General features: G+C 37.4%; 20 protein-coding genes and 1 riboswitch. Of the genes, 15 read left to right on the top strand and 5 right to left on the bottom strand.

The window, feature by feature from the left end; genetic code table 11:
• Positions 1-12 precede the first annotated feature (12 nt).
• The 6 genes from RE409_RS22680 to RE409_RS22655 all read left to right on the top strand — a co-directional run bounded on the left by RE409_RS22680 (position 13) and on the right by RE409_RS22655 (position 5,951).
• On the top strand, positions 13-828 hold the full coding sequence (locus tag RE409_RS22680) for an SDR family NAD(P)-dependent oxidoreductase (RefSeq protein ID WP_309558104.1): 816 nt from the start codon (positions 13-15) through the stop codon (positions 826-828).
• A complete protein-coding gene (locus tag RE409_RS22675; protein WP_201186590.1) occupies positions 825-1,598 on the top strand; it encodes an SDR family NAD(P)-dependent oxidoreductase in 774 nt (257 codons plus the stop codon). Before RE409_RS22680 ends, RE409_RS22675 begins: the two co-directional genes overlap by 4 nt.
• A 15-nt stretch (positions 1,599-1,613) precedes the next feature.
• On the top strand, positions 1,614-2,528 hold the full coding sequence (locus RE409_RS22670) for a fumarylacetoacetate hydrolase family protein (RefSeq protein ID WP_201253941.1): 915 nt from the start codon (positions 1,614-1,616) through the stop codon (positions 2,526-2,528).
• Entirely contained in the window at positions 2,521-2,946 is a 426-nt protein-coding gene (locus RE409_RS22665) for an RbsD/FucU family protein (RefSeq protein WP_201186586.1), read from the top strand. The genes RE409_RS22670 and RE409_RS22665 overlap by 8 nt, the downstream gene beginning before the upstream one ends.
• 27 nt (positions 2,947-2,973) lie before the next feature.
• Entirely contained in the window at positions 2,974-4,314 is a 1,341-nt protein-coding gene (locus RE409_RS22660; RefSeq protein WP_200964801.1) for a sugar porter family MFS transporter, read from the top strand.
• 186 nt (positions 4,315-4,500) lie between these two features.
• A riboswitch (ZMP/ZTP riboswitch) is annotated at positions 4,501-4,579 on the top strand.
• A gap of 172 nt (positions 4,580-4,751) precedes the next feature.
• On the top strand, positions 4,752-5,951 hold the full coding sequence (locus RE409_RS22655) for a phosphoglycerate dehydrogenase (RefSeq protein WP_053347601.1): 1,200 nt from the start codon (positions 4,752-4,754) through the stop codon (positions 5,949-5,951).
• A gap of 306 nt (positions 5,952-6,257) precedes the next feature.
• Here RE409_RS22655 and RE409_RS22650 read toward each other — a convergent pair whose 3' ends face one another.
• The 4 genes from RE409_RS22650 to RE409_RS22635 form a co-directional block, all read right to left on the bottom strand.
• Positions 6,258-6,677, bottom strand: coding sequence for a VOC family protein (locus RE409_RS22650; protein WP_201223139.1), 420 nt, complete (start codon positions 6,675-6,677; stop codon positions 6,258-6,260).
• A 239-nt stretch (positions 6,678-6,916) separates the two neighbouring features.
• On the bottom strand, positions 6,917-7,453 hold the full coding sequence (locus tag RE409_RS22645; protein WP_309559306.1) for a DUF4309 domain-containing protein: 537 nt from the start codon (positions 7,451-7,453) through the stop codon (positions 6,917-6,919).
• Positions 7,454-7,768: 315 nt separating this feature from the next.
• Positions 7,769-8,239 carry a FixH family protein gene (locus tag RE409_RS22640; protein ID WP_201223143.1) on the bottom strand — a complete coding sequence of 157 codons (471 nt, stop codon included), beginning with the start codon at positions 8,237-8,239 and terminating at the stop codon, positions 7,769-7,771.
• Between the two features lie 27 nt (positions 8,240-8,266).
• Positions 8,267-9,640, bottom strand: a complete 1,374-nt coding sequence (locus RE409_RS22635; protein WP_309558102.1) for a PepSY-associated TM helix domain-containing protein — start codon at positions 9,638-9,640, stop codon at positions 8,267-8,269.
• A gap of 419 nt (positions 9,641-10,059) precedes the next feature.
• Between RE409_RS22635 and RE409_RS22630 the strand changes: the two genes are divergently transcribed.
• The 6 genes from RE409_RS22630 (at position 10,060) to RE409_RS22605 (ending at position 16,025) form a co-directional block, all read left to right on the top strand.
• Entirely contained in the window at positions 10,060-11,121 is a 1,062-nt protein-coding gene (locus tag RE409_RS22630) for a M4 family metallopeptidase (RefSeq protein ID WP_201223147.1), read from the top strand.
• Between the two features lie 32 nt (positions 11,122-11,153).
• Positions 11,154-11,471 (top strand): protealysin inhibitor emfourin, encoded by a 318-nt coding sequence (locus RE409_RS22625; RefSeq protein ID WP_201186581.1) that lies wholly within the window; start codon positions 11,154-11,156, stop codon positions 11,469-11,471.
• 684 nt (positions 11,472-12,155) lie between these two features.
• Entirely contained in the window at positions 12,156-12,731 is a 576-nt protein-coding gene (locus tag RE409_RS22620; protein ID WP_309558101.1) for a hypothetical protein, read from the top strand.
• Positions 12,732-13,039: 308 nt separating this feature from the next.
• A complete protein-coding gene (locus tag RE409_RS22615) occupies positions 13,040-13,231 on the top strand; it encodes a hypothetical protein (RefSeq protein WP_201223151.1) in 192 nt (63 codons plus the stop codon).
• 417 nt (positions 13,232-13,648) lie between these two features.
• Positions 13,649-14,527 carry a phosphatidylinositol-specific phospholipase C/glycerophosphodiester phosphodiesterase family protein gene (locus RE409_RS22610; RefSeq protein ID WP_309558100.1) on the top strand — a complete coding sequence of 293 codons (879 nt, stop codon included), beginning with the start codon at positions 13,649-13,651 and terminating at the stop codon, positions 14,525-14,527.
• Positions 14,528-15,458: 931 nt separating this feature from the next.
• The gene (locus tag RE409_RS22605) at positions 15,459-16,025 is read left to right on the top strand and encodes a competence protein ComK (RefSeq protein WP_057219804.1); all 567 of its coding nucleotides are present in this window, start codon (positions 15,459-15,461) and stop codon (positions 16,023-16,025) included.
• A 113-nt stretch (positions 16,026-16,138) separates the two neighbouring features.
• Here RE409_RS22605 and RE409_RS22600 read toward each other — a convergent pair whose 3' ends face one another.
• Positions 16,139-17,041, bottom strand: coding sequence for a LysR family transcriptional regulator (locus RE409_RS22600; protein WP_201223156.1), 903 nt, complete (start codon positions 17,039-17,041; stop codon positions 16,139-16,141).
• 429 nt (positions 17,042-17,470) lie between these two features.
• Between RE409_RS22600 and RE409_RS22595 the strand changes: the two genes are divergently transcribed.
• The 3 genes from RE409_RS22595 (at position 17,471) to RE409_RS22585 (ending at position 20,120) form a co-directional block, all read left to right on the top strand.
• Positions 17,471-18,784 carry a GntP family permease gene (locus tag RE409_RS22595; RefSeq protein ID WP_201223157.1) on the top strand — a complete coding sequence of 438 codons (1,314 nt, stop codon included), beginning with the start codon at positions 17,471-17,473 and terminating at the stop codon, positions 18,782-18,784.
• Between the two features lie 110 nt (positions 18,785-18,894).
• Complete coding sequence (locus tag RE409_RS22590) at positions 18,895-19,326, top strand: lipocalin-like domain-containing protein (RefSeq protein ID WP_053347593.1); 432 nt, start codon at positions 18,895-18,897, stop codon at positions 19,324-19,326.
• Between the two features lie 38 nt (positions 19,327-19,364).
• The gene (locus RE409_RS22585) at positions 19,365-20,120 is read left to right on the top strand and encodes a 3-hydroxybutyrate dehydrogenase (RefSeq protein WP_201223158.1); all 756 of its coding nucleotides are present in this window, start codon (positions 19,365-19,367) and stop codon (positions 20,118-20,120) included.
• The last annotated feature ends 149 nt before the right edge of the window (positions 20,121-20,269 follow it).

The raw sequence follows: 20,269 nt of genomic DNA, 5'->3' as shown, positions 1-20,269 counted from the left end.
GAGGATCTATATATGAGTAAATTAAAAAATCGAACAGCTCTTGTCACAGGCGGTAGCCGAGGGATTGGAGCAGCAATTGTCATGAGATTAGCTGAAGAAGGCGCTAATGTGGCTATCAATTATACATCACCCGGTTCATTTGAAAAAGCAAACGCTTTAAAAGAAAAAGTAGAAAAAGAGTTTCATATTCAAGCGATTGTTGTGAAAGCAAATGTTGGGGTGAAAGAAGAAGTTGACCAAATGATAGACCAAGTGGAAAAAGAGTTAGGGTCGGTAGAGATCCTAGTGAATAATGCTGGTATTGCTCCATTTGAATCTTTTTTGAGTCTTTCAGAAAAAACATGGGATGATACCTATCAGACGAACGTAAAATCGATCTTTTTGACAACCCAAAGAGCGGCGAAAAAAATGATCGAAAATAAATATGGAAAAGTCATTAATATTACATCAACTGCGAGTGTTCTTGTGACAAGTCCAGTAATCCCGCATTATATCTCATCAAAAGCAGCAGCTTCGCATTTAACAAAGGCCTTGGCGATTGAGTTAGGCAAATACAATATTAATGTAAATGCAGTCGGACCGAGCACCGTTGCAACGGATATGTGTGATGAATATTTGGCAGATCCTCAAATTCTAGCAAAAGAGATTGAAGCGAATCCAATGAAGAGACTTGGTACAGAAAAACAAATTGGAGATTCTGTTGTCTTTTTAGCCTCTGATGAAGCCGTGCAAATCAATGGGCATCTGTTAATGGTAGATGGCGGATTAACGGTTAAAGCGGCACAGCCTGAAGATCATATGAATCATGAACAGGAGGTAACATTATGAGACTACTCAACAAGATAGCAGTTATCACTGGCGGAGGAAGCGGTATAGGCAAGGAATCAGCCCGTTTATTCGCAAAAGAAGGCGCATTTGTTATCATCACAGACATTCATGCTGAAAATGGGCAAGGAACAGTTTCTGAAATAGAAGAAAATGGCGGAAAAGCAGCATTTTACGAAGTAGATGTGACGAATCCTGAAGCGGTTCAATCTGCAATACAACAGATTATTGAGACGTATAAAAAAATAGATATTCTATTCAACAATGCAGGAATCAGCAATGTGGGTAGAGTGGACGAAGTAGAGCCAGATGTCTGGGACCGAATTATGAGTGTAAATGTGAAGGGAGTTTATTTACCCTCTAAATACACGCTTCCTTATATGATGGAACAAAAAAGTGGAGTAGTCATCAATATGTCGTCTTGCGCTGCGGAAATGGGTCTAGTTAAACGTGCCGCATACTCAGCAACGAAAGGCGCTGTACTTGCTCTGACAAAAGCCATGCAAGTGGACTATGCCCCTTATAATATTCGAGTAAATGCTTTATTGCCGGGCACCATCTTAACTCCATTTGTTGAAGATTATTTAAAAAATTCATATGACGATCCTGAAATCGCAATCGGATCGATCAAGAAAAGACAGTTAAGCGGAGAATTAGGAAGACCTAGTGATGTGGCAAAGGCTGCACTATTTCTAGCTTCAGATGAGTCTACGTTCATGATGGGATCGCCTTTATATATTGATGGCGGAGTTGTTTTTGGGAAAAATGCATAAAAGGAGAATGAAACTATGAAACTAGCTACTTTTATAAAAGGTGAAAAGCAGAAACTGGCTGTTCAGATTGAGAATAACTTAATAGATATCGAAGAAACTGCTAAGAAGAATGAATGGAACAATATAGTAACAGATGTGATGCAAGTAATTGAATTCAATCAATCCGAACTAAAAGATTTTGAAATAAAGGTTAATGAAGCTGTCACAAATGGAAGTGCAGTAGCTATTGAAGAGGAAGGGCTTATATACGGTCCTAGTGTTACAAAACCTCATAAAATCATTTGCGTCGGATTGAATTACAGAAGACACGCAGATGAAACCAATGCACCGTATCCTGAAGTGCCTATCTTGTTTAACAAATTTGATAATACGTTAACAGGTCATCAAAGTGAAATTGTTATACCAAATGTAACGAATGAACTGGACTATGAGGTTGAACTGGGAATTGTAATTGGCAAAAAGACAAAGAACGTAACAGAAGAAGCTGCTCTTTCTCATGTTTTTGGTTATTGTACAGTCAATGATTTGTCTGCAAGAGATCTGCAAATGAGAACACAGCAGTGGCTGCTTGGAAAAACCTGTGATGATTTTAGTCCAGTAGGACCTTTCTTAGTGACAGCGGACGAAGTAGGAGATCCAAACAACCTTAATTTGAAAACGTACGTAAATAATGAAATAAGACAAAACTCTAATACTTCCGATATGATCTTTTCATGCGCAGAAATCGTAAGTTATATTTCCCAGCACATGACGTTAGAGCCGGGAGATCTTATTTTAACAGGTACACCTGAAGGAGTCGTATTAGGCTTACCGGCTGATCAGCGCGTTTATATTCAGCCAGGAGATGTGGTCACTGTTGAAATCGAAAAGCTTGGAACACTAACGAACAAATTTGTTCAAGAAAGTGAAAAGGTTTTGACTAATGCTTAAAGGAATCCCGCCTATTATTTCTCCAGAATTGATGAAAGTTATGATGGAGATGGGGCACGGTGATGAGATTGTACTTGCAGACGGAAACTATCCGGCTGCAAGTCATTCCAACCGGATAATCAATGGTCATGGACATGGCGTTGCTGATTTTTTACGGGCCATATTAGAGTTTTTTCCACTAGATACGTATGTTACGTTTCCAGTCATGCTGATGAATCCTGTTCAAGGCGATGAAAAAAACCCTGTAATCTGGCAGACCTATGAAGATATAATAAAAAAAACGAGCGACTTTCCTGTCCAAATAGAAAAAGTCGAAAGAACGGATTTTTACGAAAGAAGTAAGGCGGCATATGCCATTATCGCTACAAGTGAACGTGCACAGTATGCGAATCTTATATTGAAAAAAGGTGTACTTTAATTAGTGAATCTAAAAGGAGTGAGTTATTTGCAAAAAATTCCGAATATTATGTATGTTTATGCGATTTTTGGTGGCTTGGCTGGACTTTTATATGGTTTTGATTCTGGTGCCATTTCTCCAGCGATTCCCTTTATTACCGAGGAATTTGGATTAAGCCCAGCCGGCCAAGGATTGATTGTAAGTTTCCTTCTTTTAGGAGCATTGCCTGCTATTGTTCTTTCAACCTCCTTATCTAAAGTATTAGGAAGGAAATCGCTCTTAATAGGAGCAGGCATCACGTTTATTGTTGGGTCTATTGGTTGTGCCTTCGCTACTAATGTAAGCGTTTTAATAGGATCGCGATTTATCCTTGGAATCGGATGCGGAATAGCCAATATGTGTTCGTTGATATATCTGGTTGAATTAGCTCCACCTAAAATCAGAGGATTAATTGGTGCATTATATCAATTAAGTGTAAATGTCGGAATTTTAAGTGCTTACATTGTAGGAGCTTCCTTTTCTGCTAGTGGTTCTTGGAGAATCATGCTAGGAATAGGTATTATTCCTGCTGCAATCTTTACGATTGGGATGCTAATCTCACCCGAAAGTCCACGTTGGCTAATGACTGCAGGAAAAGAAGAACGTGCAAGAAAAGTATTAATGAAACTAAGAGGATCGAAGAAAGAAGTGGAAGATGAAATAAGCGATATTAATTATTCACTAAAACAGCAAACTGTCGGATTCAAACATTTAGTTGGCCAGTATAAAAAGATTCTAAATATGAACTTCATATTAACGTTTTTTCAGGTCTTCACTGGGATTAATGCAGTAGTATACTTTGCTCCAATCATCTTTGAAGGAGTGGAAATTAACGGGTGGAGCGGATCGAATATAGCCAACTTCGGGATAGGTACTGCCTTAGTTATTTCCACGGCTATATCGCTATTCATTGTTGATAAACTGGGAAGAAAAACATTATTAATCTATAGTATTGGCGGGCAGGTCCTACCATTAATCGGTTTAGCACTATTTTCAGATTTTACGATATTTAGTATGGTTTGTGTGTTCTTATACGTCTTCGCGTTTGGAATCGGTCTAGGTCCTGTATTCTGGCTATTCATACCTGAAGTGTTACCTTTGCAGGCAAGAGCGATCGGAATGGGAGTCATTACATTTTTACAGTACACATTGAATTTTCTTTTTTCGTATACTTTCCCGCCATTGTTAAGTGTCATTGGAAATAATGTCTTCTTAATATACGCGGTATTATCAATAGTTGCTTGCGTATTTATTCACTATAAAACACCAGAAACCAAAGGGAAAACTTTAGAAGAAATTGAAGAGTACTGGCGTCAGCAAGATATGGAAAAAGCTATTAAACCTGCTTAAGGGTTTAACCCTTCCAATACAAGAACTAAAGATAAAACATCTATTGGAAGAATATTCTTCTTGCTAAGGGGACTGAGCAATGGGGAATTCTACTAAATAATTCTGCCAAAGGAACTGAAATAGGATAACCTTTTAAAATTGTAGTTGAAGGTTGATGGAGAATTTGATAAAATATAATTAATTAAAAAGACTATGTGTGACTGGCGAAACGCGGATAACCGTGAGGGAGCATATAGTGTCGTAGCCGTTCGCCTGGGCAGAGGTAAGGGAAATTATCCCTTGCCTCTTTCTGTTTATTAGGAGAGGATAGTGAAGACTAAAATCCATTATTAGAGAATACACAGATTTTTATGAAATTTGATTAGTAGCTTGCTTAACATCTTGTTAATTAATTTAGGAATTTAAAAACTATCATAAATTAAAAGAGGAGAAATAATATGAGCACATTAATTTTAGAAAAACTGAAAACAATCAAAACCTTAAATAATATTGCTGAAAGCGGGTTAAATGTATTCAATAAGGATAACTTTACTATCGACAATGACAGTGAAAACCCTGATGCTGTTGTTCTTCGTAGCTTTAACATGCATGCATTAGAATTAGGCGATAATTTAAAAGCAATCGCAAGGGCCGGAGCGGGTGTCAATAATATTCCCGTCGACAAATGCACAGAGCAAGGAATTGTTGTTTTTAATACCCCTGGTGCTAACGCTAACGCTGTAAAAGAAATGGTACTAACCTCTTTAATGGCTTCATCTCGTAACCTTTTTGCCGGTGTGGCCTGGACAAAGACGTTAGAAGGTGAAGGAGAACAAGTTCCAAAGCTTGTAGAAGCAGGAAAGAAACAATTTGTTGGAAAAGAAATCAAGGGGAAAACTCTTGGTGTAATCGGTTTAGGAGCGATCGGTGCGCTTGTAGCTAATGATGCACTAGGTTTAGACATGGATGTGATTGGATTTGACCCGTTCATCTCTGTCGATACAGCTTGGAACTTGTCCCGCAATGTACAGCGCGCTATGACGATTGAACAGTTGTTTGCTGAATCTGATTATATTACTGTACACGTGCCATTAACTGATGATACAAGAGGAATGTTTAACCAAGAAACATTTAGCATCATGAAACCGGGCGTACATATTTTGAATTTCTCACGTGGTGAGCTTGTGAATGAAACGGATATGGAAGCTGCACTTGAAAGCGGGAAAGTTGGCAGGTTTATTACAGACTTCCCGAATGAAAATGTATTGAAAATGAAAAATGTAGTTCCAATCCCACATCTTGGTGCCTCTACGCAAGAATCAGAGGAAAACTGTGCTATTATGGCAGCTCGTCAAGTGAAGTTGTTCTTAGAAACAGGGAACATCAAAAACTCAGTGAATTTTCCAAACACTTCCCTTCCTTATACAGGAAAGCGTCGTGTGGCAACTTTCCACGAAAACGTTCCAAACATGGTTGGGCAGATCACACTGGCTATATCAGACTATAATTTGAACATTGCTGACATGGTTAACAGAAGCCGTGGTGGATACGCGTATACGATGATTGACATTGACGGTGAAGTAAACGGCGATATCATTCCTGGTTTAGAGGAAAAAATCAAACAAATCACAGGCATCGTTACAACTCGTATTATTTAACATACTTTAATTGAACAGGAAGAAAGCGTACTTTCCTGCTCAAATGATAAATATTAGTACAAGCCTCAATTCCTTTAAGGAGTTGAGGCTATTTTTATTTTAGGCTTTGTTAGACAGTAAGGCTGTTGATTTTTGAACAAATATAAGAGACTACTTATTGTGGTCTTCTATAGAACTAGCACCTGTTAGTTCTATAAGAAAAGCGATTCCTATTAAAGAATCGCGCCCGTTGGTTGAATGAGGAAAAGATGTAATCCTTTTAATGGCATGCTCAGATAACCTTTCTTTTTATTTGCAGTTATTATTTTAATTTCCTATGCCGGGCGAATTCATTAATACAATTCTCCAACCATCTGGATCTTCAATTGTAACACCTGACTTTTCCCAATATGGATTTTCTGGAGATACTGAATCATAACCCATACCTTTCAATCTATTTGTGATTTCTTCAATGGTTTTACTTTCAGGAATATAGAAGACAAGCAGATTATCATTTGTTGGAGCAGGACAAGGACTTCCATCTTTATGTTGAGTAAACTCTAAATGATAGTTTGAATTGGGAAGCCCAATCATTATACCGTCATATCCCTCGTGTCCTTCAAACGAACCGATTTTTTTCAAGCCTAATCCCTCACAATAGAAGTTTACAACCTTTTTTAGTTGATCAGTAGGACGTGCAACTCGGATTTGCGCTACTTTCATTTCTTTTGGCCATTTATTTTCCATTGTCCCATTCCTCCCTGTATATCGTTCCATAATTAAATCTATGTCCTAGCACATTGCAACTTTAACATAAAAAGACTATTAATTGGAGTTACCTTCCACTTTTCTTGTTGAGTTTAACCTGCCCCGTTGGTTGCGTAAGAATAAGTGCCGATCTTGTCTTAAACATCATGATTTTTTTGCTCTAAAAGAATCGTCACCTATGAATTACAGAGACGATTCCTTATGTGGCTTGTTACTTATTATTTACATGATGGATCTGCCAATTCAAGCGTATACATATACAATTTTGGATCGGGGTTAATCCAGGCGCTTTCAAACACGAAAACAACTTTATAATTTTTGTTATCAGTATAGGTGACATAGTACATTCCCTCTTGCTCCTCTTCACTTACAGGTTTACCAATCAATCCCTTCAACTCAGATAAATGAATGGTTTGCAGCTGAGGATCAAAATCATCAATGCCGGTAATCGTTTTTCTACCTGTTGAATCGTCATAGAGGAATCGAACATTACGGCTCCAATAATTGGCTGCAACGGTACTTAGATCCTCCGGTGGACCCCAGGCTTTTTCTACTTTTTTCAACGAATCACCAACAGAAAAAGGTTTACTGTTAATCGATTGTTGGGATTCATAAGCTAAACCCATGATTTCTCGAATCAAGAGATCTGGCGTAGACTTCGATGATTCTGAAGCAGCAGAAGCAAAAGCTGCCCCTCCGCTAAACATGAGAAAAGCAAGCGTTAAAATTGTGAAGCTTCGGATAAAACCTTTCACTTGTTTCAAAATTAAACACCCTTTCTACACAGGAATTGACGAATCACCCTAAATATAATACGTATTTTACAAAAAAAAAGAACACTGAAAATTCTTGTTAACCCAACAGTACTCTACAGGAGGGAACATACTGCTTCAACCGATATCCCCGGAAAATTCTGATGCTGCAGTTAATCACTTATTAAAATAAAGAAAAATAATATCCAAAATTATTACCCCTTTTATTAGTAGTAACAACAACAAACGGATTTAAAACGGTAAGCAAATATCCATAAAAAATCCGGTTTTCAAAGAAAACCGGATTTTTAAATAAATTTAATGATGATGTTCATGACTTTCTTCTTGTTTATGCATACCTTTTTGCAAGATTTTTAAATCACTTTCAGAAAGTTTTCCTACGATAAACTGTTTTTGAGGCATAATTATTGAACCATCGTTACTAGCATGTACTTTTATATAGTATAGACCATCACTATCAAAGTTTTTCCTTAAACTATATGTGCCGTCTCCCTCTTCCTCAGCTTGTTCCATACTATATTTGAGAGAGCCATCTTGTTTCCATATCTCAAAATGAACAAAATCTGCGCCTACAACCCTTTTACCACCTTGAGTAAGAACAGCCTTTATAGTCTCCTGTGTATTAGCTGAAAAGGATTCTGGTATGATTATTTCCGATTCAAGAGGTGTTTCTTCTTTGTATAGAGTAGTGACATCCTTTTCAAGTGAACACGCACTTAGCAATATGATGAAAATAAAGATTAAAAAAATACATATATTTTTTTTCACGGCAAAAGCCACCCTTTACATTTCGAATTATGCATTCATAAACTTCTTAACTACAGTTATTCTTTTAATAATTAACCAGTCAATTAGCCACACAACAATAAGCGACAAACCAACCAAAGGAAACATAATTCCTAGACCTATTAACAGAATTAGAAAGGATTTCATGTTCTTTATATGAGGAGCTTTAGGTGCACCTAATCCTTTTTTCGGCTTTCGCTTCCACCATAAATAAAAACCACTAACGGCTACCAGAATAATTCCTAAACAAATAAGAAGGCTGAATATTTGATTAATCAAACCAAATTGAGTCCCTTTGTGCAAGGTAATTCCCCATGCAACTATTTTTCCAATAAAACCGTAATGATCATAACGATAATCAGCTAAAACTGCCCCAGAATATTGGTCAACATGAATAGTTGCTTCATCTTGTGCTTTCGGTGGAAAAGCTGACAATGTATAGACGCCATCTGTTTCATTTGGAATATTTATGCTATAACTTGGATGCATACCCTCACGATTCGCAATCGTAACTACATCATCAATGGACAGTGGGATAAAACCTTGAATATTTGAGATAGGTACATCTAAATTTTCTGCTGCCCAAGGTACATCTGCAATATCTTTTGTTTTAATTGAGGATGTTGGAGCACTTCCTGACCATATAGAAGGAGGATACCCAGATCCAGAATTGGTAGCTAAAGATTGAAAATTACTTCCCCAAAAACCTGACCAAGGTAAACCAGTCATAATTAAAAATAACATTCCTGCTGATATCCAAAAGGCAGGTACTGCATGTAAATCTCTTCTGAAAATATTTTTTCCTTTATTTATTCTTGGAAAAAGAACACCAGAAAGACTTAGCTTATTTTTGGGATACCATAAATAAAGACCAGAGACAATTAACACAACTGCCCAACACGCAGCTAACTCTACAATTCTATCTCCTAAGGTGCCAGCCATTAGTTCACCATGAATTTCTTCGATTTTATCCATAATTCTGTCTTCATCATTTAACTCTCCAATAGATTTACCTGTATAGGGATCTATAAAAATTGTAAGTGACTCCTTATTAGAAGTAATGCTTACTTCGCTCGAACGAGAGGCACTTTCTCCGGGATGATATTTTGTCACCACTGCATCAGGGTAAAGTTTCTTCACTTTCTCAATCTGCTGGGATGCTGGTATTTTATCTCCTTGAGGGGTAACCTCGTGGTAGTCTTGATAAAGTACTTGTTCAATCTGTGGCTTAAATAAATAGATTGATCCAGTAACTGCAAGAATAATAAGTAAGGGTGCAAAAACAATTCCAGCATAAAAATGCCATCTCCATACTGTTCTATACAGAGAGGTGTTTGTTTGTTTTTGATTTTGTATAGTAGTTTTTGTTTTAACAGTTTCCATTTATATAGGACCTCCTATTTCTTTGAATAGTACTAGTAAATTCACTTATATTGATGATAAAAAAGAATTGTGAGAAAAATATGAAGTTTTATTAAAAAAAGGAAATTAAAGTTATTCTACCGCGCATTATCATTATTTAAATAAATTTCCCACTTCAACTAAACTTACCTGTTATTTAATAGCCTTATACAACTGGAACTAAGGAGAGAACGTGCAGAGAAGAAATTTGCAAGTAGTAGAGTAGGATGGAATGGAGGGAAATGAGGTAAGTGTGGCGAAAGTAATCTATAGAAATGTGTGGAAGAAATAGGAGAGCGGCATTATCAAATGTTGAGGGATCAATACTCTACTAATTACCATGAATTACGGTGAAGACTAGGCGCGCTGTTTGTAAAAAAAATTATGAAGGAGTGTCAAATATGCCCAAAAAAGATTGTTCGAAATCGCTGTGCCAGTGTTTCATTGTACCTAACTACATTCTTGAGAATTTGGCACAAAATGAAGTAGAAGCAGCACGGATCAGTTTAGCGAAAAGCCGTCAAGTGCGCAGACGTAGAATCATGAAAGAATATGATATTAACGGTGTTATTGCTTTAACTGATGCAGGATCAGAACGTAAAGGTGAATCTGCTCGCCATGTTTATGATTGTAAAGGAGGGACCAAACTCCGACAGAATGAGGCTAGGAAAGAAGGAGATCGATCAAGTGGGGATTCTGTAGTTAACCATGCATATGATTATAGTGGAGTTGTGCGTGACTATTTCAAGGATGTTTTACACCGTAATTCAATAGATAACGAAGGCCTTGATCTAATTCTGAACGTTCATTATGGGGATAAATTTACAAATGCCTATTGGGACGGAGATGAAATGGTATTTGGTGACGGCGATGGGGTTATTTTTAGCAATTTTGCAAATTCACTTGATGTAATTGGACACGAACTTACACATGGTGTTACGCAGTTCACCAGTGGATTGGAGTATGAAGGCCAGTCAGGGGCTTTGAATGAACATCTCTCAGATGTGTTTGGAGTGACTATCAAACAATTTCATTTAAAGCAATCAGCACAAGATGCGGATTGGTTAATCGGTGCTGATATAATGGGACCAACACTAAAAGGACAAGCTCTCCGTTCCATGAAAGCTCCAGGTACTGCATTTGACAATAAATTAATGGGGAAAGATATGCAGCCTGATCATATGAAGAACTTCTATCGAGGAGAGCGAGATAATCATGGTGTCCATATCAATAGTGGGATACCAAACAAGGCTTTTTATCTTGTATCTATGGAGATTGGAACGGACAAAGCAGCTTTGATTTGGTTCAATGCCATGCAGAATTTATTTGCAACGGCGAATTTCAATCAATTCGTACAAATTGTTATCAAGGCAGCACAAAAACTTGTTGATAGTGGAGAAGTTACTGAGACAGCTATAAAAACAATTGAAGATGCTTTCAAAGCGGTTGGACTGCCTGAGTAGTTATATTCTATGAATAGGAGGCTTCATTCAGCATGCATATCCAATTTAGCTGCATAGGGGGATTTGCCAACCTCGACTTGAATTTTCAGATAGATACAAATGAATTGCCGCAGGAGAAAAATGAAGAATTAAAGAATTTAATGAAGACAGCTGATCTTTCTAATCCTCATCTAAGTAAAATGGTCGGAGCTAAATCTCAAGGAGCGGACGCGTTTTCATATCAGCTGGATATAGTAAATGAAAAAAAGAAACAGTCCTTCTCATTTACTGACACAACAGCTCCAGAGGAAGTACGGCCCTTATTAGATTATTTACGTAATTTAGCCATTGAAATAAAAATGGCAGAATAACAACAAAGGATAACTATAATCAAATTTTGGAGTTAATAATTTAACAGCAATCCTTCTGTGCTGGTGGCGGCAGGAGAGGACATCCATTAAAGGTCCGGGCGGTTATCGTTGGAACTACGGTTCTAGGGTGCTGCGGCAGGTTTTAATCCGTACAGGGGCGATATTGTACGAGCTGCAGTCGGTCGAAAGATCGGAAGTTCAGAAGGGCATATCATACGGATACCAAACGAGGCGACGTAAGGAATGCGACTTTGCTTCTTATATGCCTCAGACTATCCGTTTGACGTGTGTAAGGGGCAAAGTCTGCTCTCAGCCGTTTCCAATCCTTCGGCTCAGTAAGTCAAAGAGCGTAAGGGCGGTCAAGCAAAATAGCGATTATTTAGTAAAAAAATAGACGATAACTACATAAAGCTTACTTGTTAAGGGTGGGGAAACACAGTCTCGGCCTGAGTAAGGCAAGCAAGCGATAGCGCGGTAGGATCCAGCGCAAATATATGATATAGATACGTCACTCAATCCGGGTGGCGTTTTCTCGTAGGTTGGCTGCCATTGTGATTGTTAAAGAGAACTTTTTTTAAAACAATTACCTGAATAGTAAAATTATAACTTTAAGCATATTAAGCTGATAATTTCCTAATCTATGCTATGCTGCGTTTTACATTTAATTGGAAAGTGAGAAAGTAAATGAAAAAAAAGTTTAAAACTAGATTTTTATCTTTGCTCGTGAGTGCAGAATCAATGTCTACGAAAGAAAGTGAAGAAGTAGCTAAGTTGGAGAAAGATCTTAAATTTCTAATGGAGGAAGCTGCTATCTATGATTCGGAAAATAATGTAGTAGGCTTTCATTTTGATAAATTAGAAGCTGAATTTGGTGAAATAGACGAACTTAAAATTCTCCAACAAGAGATTGAGTCTTCAAGTTGTGAGCTTGCAGAAACTACAGTGATTAATCCTATACAGCCATTAGCTGTTAAGAAGAGTTGGAAAAGTTGTATGGTAGCTTCTTTAAAAGACCATTTTGGAGTAGCACTTATTGAAGTAGCTATGACTGGAGGCTTATGGGCTTATTTACAGAAAAAGGCGTATAAAGAAGCAGCCAAACTATTAATTAAAATTGGTATAGGTGGAAATGCAATTGGTTTAGCTGCTACTCTTACTTGGTATGGAACTAGATGTCTAGAGGGTGTAGGCCCTTGGGCTATTAATACGGTTGAAATGAATGATTCTATTTTAAATAAAGAATTTTATAGTATAGTTTGAACATAAGGTATTATAGGTCTGAAAAGGGTGATTACAATGGCAAAGGAAATCTTATACTTTTTGGGGTATTATCTATTAATCCCAATAATTTTTATGATTAGCATTTTTTTATGGAGATTAGTTATTCAGGGTAATGATCTATGGTTGGTTTTAACAGATTCTTTATCGATTTTAGGGTTATATTATTTATTTACGAGCATTTTATTTAGCTTTTTTATTAAACGATTTAAAGAAAAGAATGAAGCTTTTTACAAATGACCGAATTTCAAATTTCTTTTAGACTCCCGTTTTAAGGGGGTCTTTTTTGTGTGGGTAAGAGCCCGGAGGTCATATTTTCATCCATTGTCTATTCGAAGTTGTTGTTCATGACTGAAGAAGAGCGAGATCAATGGCTCAAGGAGCAACGTACTGCAGGTAATCCCGACCTATTGAGGTTAGACAGACTAGTCAATGAACTTTATCGAGAGTTTTATACGGGTGAGGAAGACTCGAAAAAATAGGTGTCTTTTCGGGTGCATTACGAAAGTGGACCGGGCCTTACAGCGCCAAGGTATACAGAGTTTATTCGTAATTCTGGTTCATCTTAATCAGTATAAAGAACTAACAGATTGCGCCCTTTCAGGTCGCCAACCTTCTTGTCGAAAAGTAATAATAATAAATACAAGAACGCCGAAAAAGGGAATTGAGGGCGGGACGTAGTGGAATGAAGGATCGCAGGTGGATTGAGGAAAGGTTTACCTAGATTACCCTCTTAAAACAAGCGTAACTGAGCATTTCAGTTACGCTTGTTTTTGTGTAAAAGAACTATTTCATGTAAACACTTTTTTCAAATTCCGTTAAGGTTCTGTAAATACCATTGTTTTATTAGAATAAAAAGCTACGATAGAGGTGAAATAATAAAGAGGAGGAAAATGAATATGAATAAATGGTGGCTAACGATGTCTTTAGCTGTTGCTGTTGCTATGCCCTTTTCATCAACAAATGCTTCCGCTGAACAGGTTAAGAAGGAACCTAAAGTTATAGTGCCGCTTGCAAAAGCGCATGCACACAATGATTATGAGCATGCACGTCCTCTCTATGATGCACTGGATCATGGGTTCACAAGTGTAGAAGCGGACGTCTGGCTAAAAGACGGTGAATTACTAGTAGCCCATGATGAAATCAATGTTAAACCAGAGCGGACACTTAAGTCCCTTTATTTAGATCCATTAAAAGAAAAAGTGAAGCAAAACAGAGGCTCTGTTTACAAAAATCGTGACCAGGATTTCTTACTGTGGATCGATATTAAATCCGAGGACAAAGCTACATATGAAGAAATTGATAAACAACTGGCAGAATACAAGAAAATGGTTACAAAATTTTCAAAGTCAAAGGTAAACCAAGGTGCTGTTACCGTCATTATTTCGGGAAACCGACCGCGTGAGCTAATGGAAAACCAGAAGGTACGTTATGCCACATTCGATGGCCGAATGAGTGACCTGGGATCTGATGCACCTAATGAATTCATACCTGTAATCAGTGACAACTGGACAAAGTATTTTACATGGCAGGGTGTTGGTAAGATGCCTCAAGCTGAACGAGAAAAGCTGGATCACATTGTCAAAACGGCGCATGCTAACGGTCAAATGGTTCGTTTCTGGGCAACTCCAGACGCAGCGTTACCAAGCCGTGAAGCTGTATGGGATGAGATGCTAAAAGCAGGAGTAGACCTTGTAAACACAGATGACCTTCCAGCCTTACAACAATACCTGCTTGAAAATGATCCACACCCTACGAAACAGCATATTAAGTGGTAGCCAATTCATATTATTTATTAATAAACCAGACGATCCCTATCCTAGTGAAGCGGGTTATCTGGTTTATTTTTGACGCCAACTAAGCCATATTTCTTTGAAGTAAAACATATATCAAAAAGATTGAATGAGATTCTAAGAGTGGCAAAAAGATAATAGAAACCAAAAAAGTCTATCAAAAATAGGCTTTTTTGCGTTCCTTCATATGTTCACCGAATGTTCACCGAAATTGCATCTCTACTCACTTTTCGCTTTGCTTTTGCTTATTATTTCTATAAATAGACACAAATTAACCACTATATGTTGAAACTGACTAACAGTTTCCATGAGGAAATCAATCATTATAACTTTCTAATAGGATTTTATAAAGAGTAACCCAATTAAACTTGAAATTTAGTCAGAAAGATAATGAAAATTGAAAGAGATTCAAACGAGAGCAGTTTTACAAAAATTGCGAAAAATAGGATAATGGTCGCGTAGGTGATGTGAAATGCATATCAAGAAATGAAAGTTACAACTTCAGGGAAGAGTTTTATCCTATTTGGGAAGAAAATATTAATCTCGCAAGTCCAAATCTCAACATTAGAATCTCCTTTGCTCATACGATTATCTACTCCACAAACATCATGAAATCCCCTCTGAAAAGCAATCAACCAACTTTTGCTATTAGAAAGGACCTGTTCTTGGAAACAAGATGATTCCTTTTTATCAAACATCTACGGCCCTACAAAGGGCGTCCACTATTATTTCATTTAACCTAAGATGTCTTTACACTTCTTTTAGGAGGTGAGGAAAATGTGAATTAAAAATAGAAAAACCCTTAGGTGGAGAAAGTCCGGGAAGACAGTCACCTAAGGGCTCATGAGCAGGAGTATACCTGACTCTATGTTCAGTATACCCTTATTAATGAAATATTAAATAGGAGGCGACTTACATGATGATACGAAATAGTTATCTAATGAATAGGGAAACGGTTGGAATGCTGGTTGAGTACGATTCAAAGGGAGTGGAGATGACAAGGGTGATAGAAGGAAAGAACACGTTTTTCGTAATCAAAACTCCACTTGAAATTTTGAATGACACACTGAACTATTTTGGATCTGATCTTAATGGTGCCCTTATCGGAGCAAAATCTGTGCTCGGCGGTAAATACAAACTGCCCATCTGTATTAACGCCCAGCTTGGAATGGCTTGGTTCTCATGTAGCTCCTTTCGAAAAGGCGGCGGGATCTGGCTTTCTTATATTCATATTAATCACTTTGAAAAAATCAGCGACAAAGAAACTATGGTTCATACCAACTTTGGTCACAGCTTACCTGTTTCGATGAGTACAAATCAACTCGAATTCAAAAGAGACCAAGCAGCCTATCTGCACACAACCTTCTATGAACGCTCTACGTTGAAAAAGACCTTTTATTACGAACCGGGAAGTGGAATAACATTCTGTAAAGAACCTGGAGAGATAAATTACAAGGTGAAGGAGAATGAAAAAGAAGAATGATTAACCAAGAAATCGCTAAGGAAGAGACTACCAATTTGGTGGTCTCTTCCTTGTGTAAAGCGATAAAAATACTATTGTCTGTTGGAAATAATGGGTATTAAGTTTTCCAAAAATCACTTGGTTTTTCTCTTGCTGGCTTCTAGCTTGGTTTTAATAAAATCGATCCAAGTTCTAGTAGCGTAGGAGATATAGCTGTCTTTTTTCCAAGCGATACCGATTTGCCAATTTATATGGGGGATAAGTGGAATGACTTTGATCTTTCCTTCGCTTACATCAATTTCTTTTAGGTCACTTTGAGGGAGGATTGTTATTCCTTGATTAAAGGAGACCATTTCCATAATGAATTTCCACTGTGATGTTTCGCAAATAACGTTTGGTTCAAAGCCGTTTAGCTTGCATGCTTGCATGATTAATTCATGAACTTGGTAGCCTTCCCGAAAGATTATGAAGCTTTCTTCCCTTAAATTATCCCAGGATACCGTCTCTTGATTGGCAAGTCGATGGTTCTGATGAACAACAAGACGTAAATCACCCTTCATAAACGGAATGCTATCAAACCCATCATCAATGGGTAAGGGCATTACTACTAAATCTAGTTCGCCATTAAGTAATGTATTTTTTAAATGAAGGGCACCATCCTCAACGAATCGGACAGTGATAAGAGGATATTCTATGTGGAATAGAGCCATGAGTTCAGAGAAAATGTCTGTTCCAAGTGTTGAAAAAATGCCCATTTTTATATTTCCCTTTTTACTATTCTTAATATCATCTAATTCGTCATAAAAATGCTCGATGGATTGGGAAATGCGTTGCCCGTAATGATAGAGTAATTTTCCTGTATCGGTCAGTTCAATCTTCCTTGTGGTTCTAGTTAACAACTTAGCATCCAGTTCTTTTTCTAAATCTTTAATGGTTTTACTGATGTTTGGTTGTGATAGAAATAAATGTTCAGCAGCTTTAGAGAAGCTTCCTTGGTTAACGACTTCGGTAAAATACTGTATTTGTTTAAAATCCATACAATCACGCCCTTATTTATTACTAAAATTTATAGAATATATCATTATTATATATTTCACTTATAATTTTTAAAATATTATATTTGAATAGTAGTTGTTGCTTAAAACAATTCGTAACTCATTTAATTTAGGGGGATGGGGATACAGGAACGTAACAAATGCTTATGTCCAGTGGGAAATGAAAGGGGTATGGTTCATGAAACAACTGAAAACGGTGGTGCTGCACGCACTTGTTAAGGGGAAATTTTAATCTTCGTCTGTTTAACAAAATAATGAAGTAGTGATCCAAAGAAAACCAAATGAAAATTTTCATTGGTGTTTTTTTATGAATGATACTTCTTACTGAGTTGAAACGGTTAAGCTATAGCAATATACACTACATGCGAATTTATCTTACAAAATAAAGATAGAGACAGGAGAAAACACATTATGGGTACAATCGGTATTTTAATTGCGATTGCTCTAATCGTCATTCTAGCAATGAAGGGTTTTAGCATCGTATTTATTGCCCCGCTTGCCTCAATTGTTGTCATTGTGACGAATGGCATGAATTTCTTTCCTTCTTTAATTGGAAATGAAACATCATTTATGACAGGGCTAACGGGCTTTTTAATAAATTTCTTTGGCGTATTTTTATTAGGTGCAATTTTAGCACAGTATATAGAGAAAAGTGGCGCAGCACAGGCAATCGCAGAGAAGGTACTATCCATCACAGGTACAGAAAAACCCTTTTCCGTATTAATTGCCATTTATGCGATCAGCGCAATTTTAACTTTCGGTGGCATTAGTTTATTTGTCGTTTTATTTGTGGTGGTTCCATTAGCGAAACCTTTATTTAAGCAATTAAATATCGGATGGAATTTAGTCGTTATTCCCGTATTTATGGGGATTGGGACATTTACGATGACGATGCTTCCTGGGACACCATCGATTCAAAACGTTGTCCCAACGACTTACTTAGGCACTACTTTAACCGCAGCTCCTTTAATGGGGATTGCCGCAACAATTGTTGCCATTGTAGTAGGGATCTTTTATTTAAGGTATGCATTGAATAAAAGCTTGGCAAATGGTGATACTTTTGCTACTTATGCACAAGAAGATAAGGGTAAAGCCATTTTAAAAGAAAAAATCCCTTCATTCTTTATAAGTATTTTACCGATTCTTATATTAATTATTATTATTTTTGCAGGGAGTGCAATGAAGGTTGCCAATATCGTATTAATTGGCTTGGCGGCAGCAATTATAGTAGCGGCTGTATTTTTCCACAAATACATTCCGTCACACAAGGCAGCACTTAGCTTAGGTGCGAATGGTTCAATCACGCCTATTTTCTTCACAGCAACAACTGTTGCGTTTGGTGTAGTGATTACCATGGCACCAGGGTTTAAAGTGATTTCAGATTTCATTTTAGGAATTCCAGGTAACCCATTAATTAGCTTAACAGTCGCTTCAGCCGCACTTGGTGCCATTACAGGTTCTTCATCAGGAGGACTAGGAATTGCGATGGAGGCATTCGCGCAGTCTTATCTAGCTATGGGCGTGAATCCAGATGCGATGCACCGTATTTCAGCGATTGCTTCATCTGTATTTACAGGCTTACCTCATGCTGGTGCTATTCTTTCATTGTTCGCATTAACAGGCTTGAATCATAAAAATGCCTTTAAATATTCTTTCTATAGCATGACATTACCAAACATAATCGGACTAATCGTCGCATTGGTGATTGGTATTATGTTCTATTAATCACAAAAATCTAGTGATAAAAAGTCTATCTACTACTAAGAAATCGAAAAACGAGTACAGGACAAGCTTACATGTAAGAAGGCTACCACATTTCAAGGAGGTGATTAAGAATGGAGAAATCAATGCGTGATCAAGTAGTTGGTACATGGTCATTGGTTTCATACGAAACGCAAGACGCTGATGGACATGTGATTTATCCTTTGGGTAAAGATGCAAAAGGTTTCATTATGTATAATCCAGATGGCTATATGTCAGCTCAACTCATGGCATCTGGGCGTCCTGCTTATCAATCTGGAGACTTGCACTCAGGGACTCTAGAAGAAATGGCTACAGCTGCGCATGGGTATTTGGCCTATTCAGGACAGTTTGAAGTAGATGAAGAAAACCATCAGTTAATACATCATATGGATGTCAGTTTGAATCCAACTTGGCTTAATCAGGCTCAGCCTCGTATCGCGAAAATTGAGGGAGACCAAGTGGTTATTTTCAATGGTCTTCATCCAGAAGACAAACTTATTTGGAAACGAGTAACTAAACATTAAAGTTAAATCGAAAATACGAACAAAGGGAGATAGGGATTATGACAAACGAACGCACAGTAATCGTAACAGGGGCAGCACAAGGGATTGGATACGCTATTGCAGAATCTTTCATCAATAATGGAGATTTTGTAGCAATCTTTGATTTAAATGAAGAAGCAGCTATAAGTGCAGCTGAAAAACTAGGCAATGCAAAAGGCTACAAAGTAAACGTAGCAGACGAACCAAACGTAAAAGCTGCTGTCGAACAAGTCATTGCTGAACGTGGTACAGTTGACGTATTAGTCAATAATGCAGGACTTCAATTCATTTCTCCAATCGAAGACTTCCCTGTAGAAAAATGGGATCTTGTAAATGATGTTATTTTAAAAGGAACATTCTTATTAACTAAACATGTACTACCAGCTATGCAAAAACAGAAAAAAGGACGTATTATCAATATTTCCTCAGCTCACGGAAGAATTCCAGATGCTTATAAATCTGCTTATTGTGCTGCTAAATTTGGCCAAGTTGGCTTTACGAAAGTAACAGCATTAGAAAACGCATTGAAAGGTATCACATGTAATACGATTGAGCCAGGCCCAGTACGTACAGAATTAATCGAAAAACAACTACCAAAACTTGCAGAACAAGATGGAACAACTGTAGAAGAGGCTCTAAACCACCACATCCTAGGTAAACAATGGATCAAACGTTTACTAGAGCCTTCAGAAATTGGTGCTACAGCTGTATTCTTAGCCTCAGACGGTGCAGGAGCCATCACAGGCGAAGAAATCGGCGTTGCAGGCGGGATTTAATTTTTCCGACTTATCCCCTATAAATATAAAGGAGCATGATTTCCGCGGAAATCATGCTTTTTGGTTATTTTACTTGTATGGGAATCTTTAAACAAATACCATCCCACTCTATGTACCGTTTCCTCACTTTACTTGCGATAACATCGTTT

It is taken from the genome of Peribacillus sp. R9-11 (genome assembly GCF_031345095.1).
Lineage (GTDB): Bacteria > Bacillota > Bacilli > Bacillales > DSM-1321 > Peribacillus > Peribacillus butanolivorans.
The sequence above is the reverse complement of the archived record's forward strand: the minus strand, read 5'-3'. Positions and strand labels throughout refer to the sequence as shown.